Origin of the sequence: Vibrio sp. YYF0003, assembly GCF_036350715.1 — a bacterium.
Classification (GTDB): domain Bacteria; phylum Pseudomonadota; class Gammaproteobacteria; order Enterobacterales; family Vibrionaceae; genus Vibrio; species Vibrio natriegens.
On the sequence record NZ_JAZDWA010000001.1, the window covers coordinates 1,383,487 to 1,398,809 of the forward strand.

The window sequence follows — 15,323 nt, forward strand, 5'->3', positions numbered from 1 at the left end:
AATATATCGAGACTATCAGAATCAATTATGATTGATTCATTAATCCCGCGTCTGAACCCAAAAACTCTCGCCGCCCCAATTAGGGATAGCGTTATAACTGGTGAGCCAAACGTGAACTTACTCAATCCCAAAGCACTTCGCCACTTTTTATTACTCCTGTTTGCTGTTGGTCTCACAGGGCTTGCTCTTACTCATCATTACGCAACTCAGTATCAACATGATCAATGGCAGCATAAACTTGAAAACCAAGCCTCACTGGTATCGCAAGAAGTCGACTACGAGCTGGCTAAATTTGAGCAAATTCCTAATCTGTTAAGCCACGACCCAAGATTGCTCAAAGCGGTACAGCAAGGCACTGCGTCTGATGAGCTCAATGTCTTGCTGGAAAACTGGTTAAAACAAAGCTTAGCGGACACGATTTATGTGCACGACAGCACGGGGTTGGTCATTGCATCAAGCAACTATCAGCAATCGGATTCGTTTGTCGGTTCCAGTTTCAGTTATCGCCCCTATTTTCAAAATGCGCGACGCGGACAAACGGCTCAATATGTCGGTTTGGGCGTTCGCTCGAATAAACGCGGTTACTTTTTCTCGTCACCACTTTGGGTCGATGACCACGTCGCTGGCGTAATTACCGTTAAAGTGAATCTGGAACAGTTGGAAAAGCGACTCGCTCAAAACGGCACCGATGTTTTGATTGCAGATAAACATAATGTTGTCTTCATGAGTAACTTGCCCGAGTGGCGCTACAAAGCACTGTACCCTTTGACCCCAGAAGCGATTGATGCGCTGACTCAAACCCGACAGTATGGTGATACCTTGCCGGAATACAACGGTTCACTTACTGCGCAAAGCAATGCCGACAACTTCTCAGGCAACCAGCTTTTGTTGTCGCCAAATTATCTCGCTTATGCGACCGAGCTGTTAGACAAAGGTTTTCGAGTTATCGCACTGATAAATCAAGATACCGTTCTTGCTGCTGTTCTACAGGCGGATGCCGTTTATCTGATCCTTTACGCTCTCATCGCTTTGATTGCACTTGCCTGGTTTCAAATGCTGGTCAACAAAGCCCATCTGGCCAATCTCAATGTCAGTTTGGAAGAAAAAGTCGTTCAACGAACGGTTGTGTTAAGCGAAGCGAATCAAAAACTGCAACAAACTATCCGCCAATATGAACAGAGCCAGCAAGAGCTTAAACAAACACAGCAGGAGTTGACCCAAGCGGCGAAACTGGCGTTATTGGGAGAGCTTTCTGCCAGCATTAATCATGAAATAAACCAGCCTTTAGCCGCATTGAGAACTTACACTGAGAACTCGCAACGTCTGCTGGCAATGGAACGCTATCCGATGGTCGCAGACAACTTGGAGAAGATGCTGACTTTGAATGACACCATTTCCGAAGTCATTGCTCGCCTCAAAGTCTTTACCCGTAAAACCGATCAAAACTCTTTCAGTGAAGTATCGATACTGCATGATGCTGTACACAACGCCACCAGCATCTTAAGTAACAAACTGATTAAACAGGGCGTCACGCTGAAAGTACCCGAGATCGATAGCAGTTTGCGTTTAGCCATTCACAGTGTTGAATTGGAGCAAGTCTTGATCAATATCTTTCACAACGCAGCGCAGGCAATGGATGGCTATTGTATCGATCCGCAAATTTCGATTGCCGTTCAATGCGATGACTCGAGCTGTGACATTCTGATTTCTGATAATGGTCCTGGTATGTCCGACGAGGCATTAGCGAAAGTCTTCGACCCATTTTTTACCACCAAACCTGAGGGGTTAGGACTCGGTTTGACCATTTCTAAACGTATTTTAGAAAGCTATCAGGGTTCGCTCAGCGCCTTTAATCATAACAGCGCTACAACAGAGCAGCGCGGCGGCATGACCTTTGTGGTCAACATTCCGATGACCAAGCCATACACAACCACTCAATTAATGGAAAACGATCATGCATAACCCTGTTTTCTTCGTAGACGATGAACCTCATATTCGAGATGCGGTTTCTCAGGCCCTACTTATCGAAGGTATAGACGTCACTTGTCTGCCAAATGCCGTCGAAGCGTTACGCGTGATCGATCCAAACTCCCCTGCAGTCATCATTACCGACATTCACATGCCAGTGATGGATGGTCTGGAGTTCATGCGAACCTTGCTGAGCAAAAACAAACACTTTCAGTTTATCGTGTTAACCGGTCACGGAGATGTCAAAACTGCAGTTGAAGCCATGAAAAGTGGCGCGTACGACTTTCTGGAAAAACCTTTTTCAACTGATCAGTTAATGAAATCGCTCAATAATGCCGACGATAAACTCAATCTACTGCAAGAAAACATCTGGCTGAAAAAAGAACTCGACATGCAAACGCATGTCGGTCCTAAAATGATCGGACACAGTAAAGCCATGGTTAATATTCGCCGGTTACTGATTAGCGTACCGACGAACCAACCATTGATATTCATTGGTGAAGATGGCACAGGACGCAGGCTTGCCACACAGTTTGCTCATGATATACACGCTACCGCCGACAGCGAATTAATCGCGGTCTCCGGAGAAGACTTACCAGAGCTTTCTGTCGATTCGTTAGATAAAACCATTCAACATTTAACCGAAGGGAAAAGCCATTGCAGCTTATATCTATACAATGCAGAAAACCTTTCTTTGGAGCAGTGGCAGAGCCTATTTAACCATCCGAAACTCGAACGTGTCTTTGGTGCTGCGACACACGTAGAAAAAGACATCAAAAACATAGCAACACTGATTCACTTACCCACCTTGGATGAGCGAAAAGAAGATATCGGCCCGCTGTACAAACACTTCGTACGCCATGCTGCCAGCCGTTATCAACTGCAACCACCACACATCAGCCTTGATGAAGTCAAATACATTACGGAATTGTCATGGCCTGAAAACATCAAACAATTGCGTCGATTTGCAGAATTGCGTGCACTCAAGCCTGATACCTTTCGTATCGAAGATTGGAATAGCGACAAAAGCATCGAAATTCAGAGTATGACCCAACGCACAGAACACTTTGAATATTGTCTATTAATTGATGCTTTACAGCGGCACAGAGGCAGACTTAAAGAGGTTCAACTAGAATTACAGGTATCACGCAAGACCTTGTACGACAAACTAAAAAAACATCAGTTGGACAAAACGAAGTTCAAGGCACTGTAAAGGCGGAAGCAGCGCCCGTGCCACACGGAGAACGGTATAACGTTGGGTGATTAACAGGGGGAGGCAATCCCTACACATTGATTCAGTCGAAGCAAGAGAACAAACGCATAAGACTGAACAGTAATTAGATCAAAAATATAATGAGCCATTGTGATCAGGGAATGTGATGGGCCAAAACAACTACAGCAAACTCAGCACTGATGAACTGGATTTTGTCGACGATAAAACCGCAGCTTTGCTTCTTAATACCCCCAGTAGCGCACGCTTGATGCTTTGGGTGATGATGTTTTTTTTCATTGCCGCTATTGGATGGGCCTCTTGGGCAAAAATAGATAAAGTGACCGTTGGCCAGGGCAAGGTCATCCCTTCTTCTCAAATTCAGGTCGTCCAAAACCTAGAGGGCGGCTTGGTCAAAGAAATTTTGGTGAAAGAAGGTCAGCTGGTCGAAAAAGGTCAACAACTCCTATTAATTGACGACACCCGATTTCGCTCTGACTTTCGTGAACGAGAACAGCAAGTCGCGAACTTAACGGCTTCCGTTCTTCAGCTTTCAGCCTCGATCAGCAGTGTGGAAGTCAATCGAGATTTCGATACAGACAACTGGAAACAGAGTGTCGTGCTGGATTATGGCAAACTCACCTTTCCACCCCTATTAGAAGAAAAACAACCACAATTGGCGCAGCGTCAAAAAGCGGAATACCGTGAAAACTTAGATAACCTGCGCAACCAACTGTCCGTTATCGATCAACAAGTCCAGCAAAAGCAGCAAGATCTCGTCGAGATAGAAGCCCGCGTGAGAAACTTACGTCAAAGCTATCAATATGTTCGTAAAGAACTGGATATCACCAAACCTTTAGCAGACGAAGGCGTGGTACCGCGTATTGAACTACTTAAACTACAGCGTCAGGTTAATGATACTCGCCGTGAAATGACGTCTAGCGAACTGAAAATTCCGGTGCTCAAGTCCGCGTTGAGAGAAGCCATGCTCAAGCGTATTGATGTCGCATTACAGTTCCGCTCAGAGCAACAAGAAAAACTCAATAATGCGCAAGACCAACTTTCAGAGTTAGTTGAATCAGCCGTTGGCTTGGAAGACCGAGTCAATCGCACCGTCGTCAACTCGCCAGTGACTGGCAAAATAAAAACCCTTTACGTTAATACCGTTGGCGGTGTTATTCAGCCAGGAATGGATATCGTCGAGATTGTTCCAACTGAAGATACCCTTTTGGTTGAAGCCAAAATCGCCCCGAAAGACATCGCATTTCTGCGCCCAGACCTGCATGCCATTGTAAAATTTACCGCTTATGACTTTACCAAGTACGGTGGTTTGGAAGGCGAGCTCGAGCATATCAGCGCGGATACTACCCAGGATGACGAAGGCAACAGCTTTTATATTGTCCGGGTACGCACAGACAAAACTAACTTTGGTCAGGATGCCGATTTACCGATTATTCCCGGCATGACCGCATCCGTCGATATCATTACCGGCAAGAGAACCGTTTTGGAATATTTGCTTGAGCCTATTTTGAAAGCCAAAACCAATGCGTTAAAGGAGTAGACGACACGTGGCACTCTGACTTCATACTGAATTTGCAACGATGAGTTTGTAAGTTGTTAAATAAAAAGTAATTATTTCTCACAGACGAACTCATTATAAGAGTACACTTGTGACGTAAATCTAATATGCAACCCATTTTTACACGTAAAGTCACATTACTATTTAGCTTAAGTTGTCTTTCGCTCCAAACAGGTGCGTTAAACAAAGAAGAGCAACAATGGGTCGATAGAGTCACGGCAGTGTACGGCCAACGAGCCGGAGTGCGTGTCAGTACGTGGAGAAACACACTGACCGAACTAAGCAATGTGGATACCCGAGAGAAGCTCGCAGGTGTTAACCGCTTTTTTAATCAATTGTATTTCGTTGATGACAAAAAGCTTTGGGGCACGTCGGATTACTGGGCAACGCCCCTCGAATTCTTAGGAAGTAATGCTGGAGACTGTGAAGATTTTACCATTGCGAAGTATTTCTCATTACTTGAACTGGGTGTGCCTGACTCTAAGATGCGTTTGGTGTACGTTAAAGCCATAGAACTAAATCAGTTTCATATGGTGTTGGCCTATTACCCGACGGCCAGTGCAGAGCCGCTTATTCTCGACAACCTAAATGCAGAAATTGTCAGAGCCTCTAAGCGCCGCGACTTGCTACCGATTTACAGCTTTAATGGTACAAACCTGTGGTTAATAAAATCTTCTGCTGGAAACGGAGAACTGGCAGGGAAAGCCTCACGTTTGAGCCTTTGGAATGACTTACGCTCGCGCGAACGTAAGTTGCAGTTAAAAAAACCTAAAATTAAATATGACGAGTGAAAAACATGACCCTATATAAGAAGCTAGTAGTGGGAATGGTTACGGTCTTTGTGCTCTTGATGGCATCAGTACTCGTAATCGAATTCAATACTACTCGAACCAGTCTGGAGCAACAGCAGCGTTCAGAGGTCAACAACACCATCAATACTGTCGGTTTGGCATTAGCTCCTTACCTAAAAGACAAAGATAAGGTTGCCGTTGAGTCGGTCATTAATGCGCTGTTTGATGGCAGCACCTATTCCGTTGTTCGTCTGACATCGCTTGACTCAGATTACCAGATCGTACGTTCTTACCCAATCAAACCAAGCTCAGTGCCACAATGGTTTATCAACTTAAATCTCTTTAAAGCGATTCATGATAAACGTGTGGTGACCAGCGGTTGGATGCAGCTTGCCGAAGTTGAGATTATCAGCCACCCCGGCGCTGCCTATGAACAGCTATGGAAAGGATTCATTGGTCTGTTATCTGCGTTCAGCCTTCTCTTTCTGGCAGGCTTGATTGCTATCTCCTACATTTTACGACGTTCACTCAGACCGTTGGCGGCAATCGTACAGAAAATGCATGACATTGCGAATAATCAGTTTGGAGAACCACTTACCCGCCCTAAAACCAAAGACCTGATTGCTGTCGTTGATGGTATCAACACCATGTCGGCTCAAATTGAGCTGTCTTTTAAAGAACAGGCGAAAGAAGCACAGCGTTTGCGAGCTCAGGCTTACCTCGATCCAATATCCAAGTTGGGTAACCGCTCGTTTTATATGAATCAGGTCGACCAATGGCTAGCAGAAGAAACACAAGGTGGTATAGCGCTACTCCATGCCGAATATATTGGCGATATTTACGAGACGAAAGATTACCAACGCGCTGATGCGCACGTAAAAGAGCTTTCTCAACGCCTGAAAAATACCATCGATGTTTCGGGAGCGACGATTGCTCGCCTATCGAGTGACGAATTCGGTCTTCTCTTCCCTCATATGGATGAAAGTGAACTTCGTCTTATGGCCGACAGCATCGTTAACTGTGTGAATGGGTTAAACACCGACCCAACGGGTCTTGCTAAACCGAAAGCAGCACTAGGTGTTGCCCATAGTAAAGAGCATAAAACCCACTCTGAAATTCTATCAATGGTCGATAATGCCCTGTCCAAGGCAAAAGCTCAGCCAGATAAGCCTTACGGATTTATCGGCAGCGATTCCCCATCTAACCTGATGGGTAAACAGCAGTGGAAAGCTTTGGTTGAAGAAGCGATTCACAGTGACTGGATCCAATTCCGTTTTCAGGCTGCTAAAAATACCTGGGGTAAAGTATTCCACAGTGAAGTCTTTTCAAGTATTGAAAAAGATGGCGAAACGTTCCGTGCGAACCAATACTTATTCGCGCTTGAGCAGCTAGAAGCAACCAACATTTTCGACCAGTACGTGATCGAGTCAATGATCAACATGCTAGAGCGTGGAGACATCACCGATCCTGTCGCGATCAACATTGCGCAAAGTAGTTTATCTCAGCCTTCGTTTATTCGCTGGACAACGAGCATGCTGGAAAAACACCCTGAAGTCGCGCCTAAGCTACACTTTGAGATTCCAGAAGAGTGCTTTATTGAGAATCCTCACCATACCGCCCTGTTGTGTAATGCTATTCGCCAGGCGGGGGCAATATTCGGTGTGGATAATTACGGTCGAAATTTCCAGTCGCTGGAGTACATTCAGGAGTTCCGTCCAAATTACGTGAAACTCGATTACTTGTTTACGCATAATCTGCACGATGAAAAACAGAAATTTACGCTGACTTCGATCTCTCGTACCGCGCACAACTTAGGCATCACGACCATTGCGTCGCGTATCGAGACTCAAATCCAGTTGGATTTCCTTGCTGAACATTTTGTTGAAGTATTCCAAGGATTTATTGTCGACAAAGAATAGAAGGTTCAACCACGATGAAAGACCCTTTGCTGAATTCGCTGATCTACGTTAGCCGTTACTATGGATTAGCTAACTCGCCGGAAGCACTTGTTAACGGATTGCCGCTCTCAGAAGGCAGGCTGACTCCGTTTCTGCTTCCCAGAGCAGCAGAGAGAGCCGGGTTGGTCGCCAAAGAAAACCGTGGAGAGCTGGAGAATATCTCCAGCTTGATACTGCCAGCAATATTAGTTCTGAAAGGTGGTGATTCTTGTGTTTTAAACAGTCTGAACCCAGAGACACAAGAAGCGGAAATCACCACCTTAGAAAGTGGAATGGTGCCTATCTCCATTTCATTACCAGACTTACTTCAACAATACGCCGGGCGCTACTTCCTGGTCAAAAAACAGTTCCGTTTTGATGAACGCTCGCCAGAGGTACTCAAAACCAATCAAGGACACTGGTTTTGGTCGACTTTATGGCAATCAAAACGCATTTACCGTGATGTATTTATTGCCTCGCTACTGATCAATATTTTTGCCATCGCTGCACCAATGTTTACGCGCTTGGTGTATGACAAAGTGATCCCTAACCTTGCCTTTGAAACCCTATGGGTACTGGCAAGTGGTGTATTTGTTGTCTTCTTATTTGATTTTATTCTCAAGACATTACGTAACTACTTCATCGATGTCGCGGGTAAAAAATCTGACATTCTGATTTCCTCGAAACTGTTTAGCAAAGTGATGGGGATTCGAATGGAATCCAAACCTCCTTCGGTTGGCGCTTTTGCTCGCCATCTACAGGAATTTGAATCTATTCGTGAATTCTTCACATCAGCAACCGTTAGCGCCCTAATCGACTTACCCTTCGCAATTCTGTTCTTAGTCATCATTTGGTTAATGACAGGTAACCTCGTATTCGTCCCTTTGGTCGGTGTCATTATTTTGGTTATTCACTCGCTGATAATTCAAAAGCCGTTGAGACGCTCGATAGAAGAAGGGTCGCGACTCGCTTCGCAAAAATACGCCAACTTAATTGAAAGCCTCTCTGGTATCGAAACCGTCAAAATGCTCAGTGCGCAAAGCCAATTCCAATATCGTTGGGAAGAAGCCGTAGCACACATGGCAAACTGGAATATTAAAAGCCGCCGTATCACGGACAGTATTCAAAACTCAGCAAGCTTTGTGCAGCAAAGTAGTAATGTCGGTATGGTCATTCTCGGCGTTTACCTGATTGCAGAAGGAGAGCTAACCATGGGGGGCTTAATCGCTGCGACGATGCTGAGTGGACGCGCCATCAGCCCGATGATTCAGCTTTCTTTGCTATCGACACGCTACAATCAAGCGAAGTCTTCAATGACCATCATTAATCAGGTCATGGAGATGCCGGATGAGCAAGAAGAAGGAAAGCGTTACATCCACCGCCCTATTGTTCAGGGTAAAATTGAACTTGAACGTGTCACCTTCTACTACCCTAACTCGCCTGTCGCATCGATTCGTGATTTGAGCCTGACCATCAACCCTGGTGAGAAAGTCGCGATTATCGGGCGTATAGGCTCAGGTAAAACAACATTAGAACGTCTTATCATGGGGTTATATCAGCCTACAGAGGGGCATGTGCGCATTGATGACACCGATATTGCTCAGCTTCATCACGTCGATATAAGGCGCAATATCGGCTGCGTACCACAAGATCCAACTCTATTCTTTGGTTCGATACGCGATAACATTACGCTCGGACGCCCTCTCACCGATGACCGTGATGTTATGGATGCCGCTAATCGTGCGGGAGTGACCGCATTTACTCAGTCGGATCCTGCCGGTCTGGAGCGTCAGGTAGGTGAAGGTGGTGCAATGCTATCAGGTGGGCAGCGTCAGGCCGTTACCATCGCCAGGGCTCTGTTAGGGCATCCTCCGGTCTTACTGATGGATGAACCGACCAGCGCCATGGATAACCGCTCTGAAATGCACATAAAGCATCAGTTAGCCCAGTTGAAAGAGAATGAGACGTTGATTTTTATCACTCACAAGACCGCAATGCTTGATATCGTTGATAGGGTTATCGTTTTAGAAAAAGGCAGCATTATTGCGGATGGTCCAAAAGCTCAGGTACTGAGCGATTTGAAACAAGGTAAAGTGCGTGCAGTAAGTTAACGTTCCAATATCGCCCCTTAAATCGACTGATTACGGGGCTCTCTCTATCTGAACCCGAAATAGTTCACTTCTTCCAAGAATACCCAGATAAGCACGAAGCCAACAATAACAGCCAACATCATAATCGCTTTTTCATCTTCTTCCATATGCCTCATTATTCCACCTCGCAGATCTAAGCTCCCTCGCTTCGTTAATCAAGTGAGATAACTTGCTGTCATAACTAGGGTCTGTTGACCTTATTAGATTAGCAGTAGAAAAGCGCGAATTCCGGTTCTCAGTGTGCTCAATAGGCACATCAATTTGAGATATGCGAGATAAATCAAGTCATATTCAAGTACGAGACAAAGTTGACCAGCTAAGATAAAAAATTGTGATTACTTAAAGTAAAAAATCAGCTATAACAGCCGTTTGTTAGTACCATCGAGTTGAAGAAAGGCGAGTTGAAGAAATGAATGATTGGATCCAATTAGATCAAGTGAACCAGTATTTCAACGAAGGCTCTCTTGGATATAAAGTGTTAATGGGCATCATTGTCTTGATCACTTATCGGATCCTGAAAAGAGTTGCCAACCGAGCCATCATAAACCTAGCCTCATCGAAAGGGGTAAAGAAGGCACGCTTAAGCTTTATTCAGCGTTGCTTTAACGTGGCACTGCTGTTTCTGACCGCATCCACTTTCGCGATTGTCACTGGCATCGGATACGGCGATGTATCGCTGTTCTTATCCTCCATATTTGCAGTCCTGGGGGTCGCCTTTATTGCCCAATGGTCGATACTGAGTAATATCACCGCAAGCTTTTTGATCTTCTTCGTATTTCCATATCGCGTCGGAGATCGGATCAAAGTCGTCGATAAAGATGAAGATATCAGCGGTGAGATTCAAGAGATCAGCATGTTTCATGTGTTGATCAAGCACGAAAACGGCAACCTTATCACTTATCCAAACAACCAAATATTACAGAAAGCGGTGTTAAAACTGGCCAAAAACAAGCCTGTCGCAACTAAAGCCAAGTCCCGAATTTACACCCGAAGAAAGTAACCCGGTGCTCGAGTAAGTTGGTTTTAGACGTGGGAAGCAGATAGTCAGTCTGCGACAAAAAATAGTGTGATAAAAATTAAAGCCCCGAGAGTTCGCTCTACGGGGCTTTATTTTTACTTCTTAATGTACAGGTCTTTAGAGTAAATTCGACCTTCTACGTTGTTTTTAGCAAAGCCACCAACGTTGGGACGCACTAATCTCGCCTGCATGTAATAGTAAATTGGGGCGATAGGAACATCTGCCGCAATCAGTTTTTCGGCTTCGTCGTAGTACTCCTGACGTTTTTTATCGTCTGTGGTCGCGAGTGCGTTGTCCATCGCCTGGTCGTATTCGTTGCTTTGGTAACGCGCAAAGTTACCTGAGGAATCCGATCTTAACAAACTCAGGAATGTCGATGCTTCATTGTAATCACCACACCAAGAGGCACGCATTACATCAAAATTACCTTGCTTACGCGCCACTAAATAAGATTTCCACTCTTGGTTTTCCAACTCTACCTTCGCGTCTAAGTTATCACTGAGCATAGAAGCAATAGCCACAGCAATGGCTTTATTCGACTCACTGGTATTGTAAAGAAGTTTAAAATCGAGCGGCTTATCTTTTCCATAACCCGCTTCTTCTAATAACTGACGAGCCTTTTCGTCACGTTGTAGCTGTGTCCAGTTGCTGTAGTCCGGTTGAGTCGCATCAAAACCAGCCGTATATTGGTGAGCAAACGTGTATGCGGGTAAGTTACCAACCTGGGTAACGCCATTGGTAATGACGTCCCGCATGATTGAATAAGACACAGCCTGACGGACTCTCACATCATCAAAAGGCGGACGGGTTGTATTGAACGCGTAATAATACGTACACAATAATGGCACTACTGTATACGCATCCTGATATTCTTGTTCTAGCTTCTGTGCCATATGTGTTGGTACATCAGAAGTGATGTCTACTTCGCCAACCACATAGCGATTAATCGAGGCATTTTGATTCTCAAACGGGATGTAAGTTACGTTGGTGAGATGCGTATTGTCTGCATCCCAATAATTAGGATTTTTCTTCAGTTCAATGCGTTCATTGACTACCCATTTATCAAGGACAAATGCGCCATTACCGACAAACTGTTTCGGATCGCTCCATGGTTTCCCACCCTGCTCCACTGTCGATTTATGAACAGGCATCATTGATGTGTGGCCTGTCATTGCCACAAAGTACGGGACTTTACTTTCTAGCTCGAAGCGAAGTGTGTATTTATCTAGAGCCTTAACACCTAACTCTTCAACGGGCAGTTTACCTTCAGCGACATCCACAATGTTCTTGATGCTTGTCATTTCAAGATACCAAACATTTGGTGACGCCAATTGAGGATCAACCGCCCTTCTTAACGCATACACAAAATCGTCTGCCGTTACTGGATCACCGTTGGACCATTTTGCGTCTTTGCGTAAATGGAAGACAAACGTTTGGTTGTCTTTCGTTTCCCACGACTGGGCGACACCAGGAACAATATTGCCATCACGATCTTGAATCACCAACCCTTCAAATAAGTCTCGCAATATATGCATTTCTGGCATCCCTTCGGCTTTTGCCGGATCGAGAGTGGCCGCTTCAGCATCATTCGCTCGCACTAAAACTTGCTCAGCGGCAAGTTGAACATCTTCAGGTATGACATCCGCAAACGCAGAAATCGTTACGACAGGGGTAAAAAGAGAGGAAATAAGCAATGTCTTTGAGAATTTTTTAATATCCATATCGTTTTTAGTTCTCCTAACTCGTCTTTTGAAGCCAACACCACAATTAACAATACAACCATTGACGAAATTTAACAGTTCGGTTTATCTAAGTAATTAAAATTAATATTACTTCATCTGGTTGGAGATTATGGTGAATCTAATTCCAAGAACGGAAAGAGCTGCATTTTTAATTAAGCCCAAAACCTACGGAAAGTCCGTTTTAGGTGCGCCTTTACTTTACTTCCCTGCTCAGGTGGAAAGCACATCACGTGGTTTGATATTAGCGGGAACACACGGAGATGAGACAGCTTCTATAACAGGTTTATCATGCGCGCTAAGAAGTTTGCCAGTAAACGGCTTACATCATGATGTGGTGTTATCGATGAACCCGGATGGTAACCAACTCGGTACCAGAGCAAACGCCAATCAAGTTGATCTTAATCGTGCCTTTCCAACTCAAAACTGGACTGAGCATGGCACTGTGTATCGTTGGAGTTCTCATACTCCGGTACGCGATGTAAAAGTAAAAACGGGTAATGCAAATCAACTTGAGCCTGAGGTGGCCGCGCTGATCAATCTTATCGAAGAAAGACGACCAACGTTTGTGGTCTCATTCCATGAACCGCTGGCCTTTGTGGATGACCCAAAATTTTCTCCCTTAGCAAAATGGCTCGGTAGCCAATTCGATCTACCATTGGTCGAAGACGTGGATTACGAAACTCCCGGGTCATTTGGCACTTGGTGTAGTGAACGAGAACTGCCGTGTGTCACTCTGGAATTACCAGCCGTGTCCTCTGATTTAACGATAGAGCAGTACCTACCCGCGATTATTGCACTGCTTCAGTATGAGCCTGTTAATTAAGGTTTTACGATAGAAAAAAGCATTTCATATATGCTTTGAAAAAGAAAGACATAGGTATGCGATTTACAGTGTAAAACGCCGTTATGTAAGTCGAGTCAAACAAGTATCGTATTTGAAGAGGCCTATTTTTGTAGATAGAGAATCACCCTACCCAACGATTGAAGACTCAGTTTAGTACAAGCGTCGATAAAGCCTGATTGTGATTCCTATACGCTAAAGGATTTAGAAACAAAAATTGGCCGTCTACGCGATGATGGATTCTTGCTCGAGATTTGCCGACACATTGATTTCGTATTGATTAAATCGAAATGTGCAACCGCCGTGGGTGCGTTTGGTTGTCACTTGCTCGTTACCAAACAGAACGGTTACCCGAGAAAAAACGTGTTCTTTCGCTACCACCGTATTTTCTTTTAGCGCAAGTTCAAAGGCTATCTCGGTCTGATCAAGTTTCAGCTTTAACTCTTCCACTAGGCGGTTATTTTGGGATTTTAACGTTTCTATTTCCACACCTTCTGCTTGATTACGTTCTGCTTTGGGACGCTTTTTGAATTCTAACTCTTTGCGGATGATATCCATTGTTCCAGCTTGTGCGTTTTTATACTGTTCCTTTAAGTTGCCAATATGCTCCTTATACAAAGAATAGCCTGAGAACGCTTCGACCCTGGTTGCTGTATCTCCTTCAACGCCCAGTTGCAAACACAACACATTTTTGGCGACTTTAGCGTGGCCACCACTCAATGTGCCATTTTTTCCACTCGCATCCAGAACTGTCAGGGTCTTACCGCAAGTGATTTCGTTATTCATGCTATGGACTGCGAGCTCAATGTCTTTACCTGCAGATAGTTCGCTATACTGCGCGTAACTAGCCCGAATCGAACCTTTGGTTTTCACACGACAACTTCTAGGTTGGCCATCACTAACGGTATGACCAATAATTCCTTTACCGACCAGAATGTCATCACGCGCTTGAACATCAGCGGACTCAATAAATCCACCTACCGTAATCGAGCCTGTCGCCTGAACAATCATGCCAGATTCAATGTTGCCGCCAATAATCACGTTTCCTTTAAATTTAACGTGGCCAGTATTAACGCCAACATTGTTAAGGCACAGTGCGTTGTCGACTTCAATCGTATTGTTCTTTATTAGTGGCGTACCTGAAATTGAAGCAATGAGAAGATTTGGATCACTTGGACAAACTTCACTACCTTTGCCCGGTTTGAGAGCGGTATCTTTGCCCGCATGCGCAGGTATAAGTCGGCCTTGGACAGTGAAGCCGGAGATTCCCTTAGTAGCAGGAGTGCGGCGCATGACTTCATCACCAACATTGACAGAGATTGTTTCGCCAAGATTTCTCAAGTCTATTTTGTCGCTACTCGATTGCCCCTGTTTTGGCTTGAGTATACGTTTGGTGATGTCTTTTACCAGAGGCGTAAATTTAGAGTCTTTACCTTTGATTGGCGGTTTACCAACAGCAACAGGTTGTGTGAACGTTTCTCCAGGCTTAAGTTGACTACTGACCAGCATTACTTTCTTTAAGGCGAGTTTGTTGATTCCCTTGGTAACCTTTGCTTGTGCAAGTGCCCTAACAATTTCTTCTCCACGTAATCCTCGTCCGCCATAAGCGCCGGTTACGGCGATGCTTGCAAGCATATCGTTATTGGACAACTCCACAGTAATCTGTGCGTCTTTCTTCTGAGCGACCACGACGCCTTTATAAGCTAGCGCGTCTCGAACTCTCACGCATTCAATAAATCGGCTGACCGCGTCATCCTCAACAAATAACGAATCGGCGTTCATTAACGTAAGTTGCGCAAGTAACTCTTTTCTATCGAACTCACTTTCCAAATCCACATCTGGTGACAGACGAGCGATTATCCTTGTTTTGTCCTCAGACCACTCAAGACACAGCTTCCACATAGCGATACCACTTTGCTGAACATCAACACCATCAGTCTAACTAAAAATATTTTCTCGACAAACTGTGCAGTCTTAATAATCAAGCTTATATCACTAATAGTGAGATAAATGTCAATTCCGCCAAGTCAGTGAATAGTATCGTGATTATAATCTAAACCAGCTCAAATAGGACAAATAAAAAAAGA

Annotated in this window: 10 protein-coding genes; 8 read left to right on the plus strand and 2 right to left on the minus strand. The window is 44.7% G+C overall.

The genetic code is table 11. From position 1 onward, the window contains the following. Positions 1-111 precede the first annotated feature (111 nt). The 7 genes from V1U08_RS05980 (at position 112) to V1U08_RS06010 (ending at position 10,635) form a co-directional block, all read left to right on the plus strand. The gene (locus V1U08_RS05980) at positions 112-1,962 is read left to right on the plus strand and encodes a sensor histidine kinase (protein ID WP_330470238.1); all 1,851 of its coding nucleotides are present in this window, start codon (positions 112-114) and stop codon (positions 1,960-1,962) included. Next, a complete protein-coding gene (locus V1U08_RS05985) occupies positions 1,955-3,181 on the plus strand; it encodes a sigma-54-dependent transcriptional regulator (RefSeq protein WP_330470167.1) in 1,227 nt (408 codons plus the stop codon). The genes V1U08_RS05980 and V1U08_RS05985 overlap by 8 nt, the downstream gene beginning before the upstream one ends. A 166-nt stretch (positions 3,182-3,347) precedes the next feature. Beyond that, positions 3,348-4,739 (plus strand): HlyD family type I secretion periplasmic adaptor subunit, encoded by a 1,392-nt coding sequence (locus tag V1U08_RS05990; protein ID WP_330470168.1) that lies wholly within the window; start codon positions 3,348-3,350, stop codon positions 4,737-4,739. Between the two features lie 125 nt (positions 4,740-4,864). Then, positions 4,865-5,548 carry a transglutaminase-like cysteine peptidase gene (locus V1U08_RS05995; protein WP_330470169.1) on the plus strand — a complete coding sequence of 228 codons (684 nt, stop codon included), beginning with the start codon at positions 4,865-4,867 and terminating at the stop codon, positions 5,546-5,548. A gap of 5 nt (positions 5,549-5,553) precedes the next feature. After that, positions 5,554-7,467: a bifunctional diguanylate cyclase/phosphodiesterase gene (locus V1U08_RS06000; protein ID WP_014235111.1), complete on the plus strand. Its 1,914-nt coding sequence runs from the start codon at positions 5,554-5,556 to the stop codon at positions 7,465-7,467. Positions 7,468-7,481: 14 nt separating this feature from the next. Next, entirely contained in the window at positions 7,482-9,596 is a 2,115-nt protein-coding gene (locus V1U08_RS06005; protein ID WP_020335034.1) for a type I secretion system permease/ATPase, read from the plus strand. Between the two features lie 448 nt (positions 9,597-10,044). After that, positions 10,045-10,635, plus strand: coding sequence for a mechanosensitive ion channel family protein (locus V1U08_RS06010; RefSeq protein ID WP_014235114.1), 591 nt, complete (start codon positions 10,045-10,047; stop codon positions 10,633-10,635). A gap of 113 nt (positions 10,636-10,748) precedes the next feature. Here the strand turns inward: V1U08_RS06010 and V1U08_RS06015 are convergent, their stop codons facing one another. Continuing rightward, entirely contained in the window at positions 10,749-12,374 is a 1,626-nt protein-coding gene (locus V1U08_RS06015; RefSeq protein ID WP_330470170.1) for an ABC transporter substrate-binding protein, read from the minus strand. Between the two features lie 133 nt (positions 12,375-12,507). Between V1U08_RS06015 and mpaA the strand changes: the two genes are divergently transcribed. Beyond that, complete coding sequence (gene mpaA / locus V1U08_RS06020; RefSeq protein ID WP_041170519.1) at positions 12,508-13,218, plus strand: murein tripeptide amidase MpaA; 711 nt, start codon at positions 12,508-12,510, stop codon at positions 13,216-13,218. Between the two features lie 243 nt (positions 13,219-13,461). On the opposite strand, the gene V1U08_RS06025 is transcribed toward mpaA, so the two are convergent. Then, a complete protein-coding gene (locus V1U08_RS06025) occupies positions 13,462-15,138 on the minus strand; it encodes a DUF342 domain-containing protein (RefSeq protein ID WP_330470171.1) in 1,677 nt (558 codons plus the stop codon). Positions 15,139-15,323 lie beyond the last annotated feature (185 nt).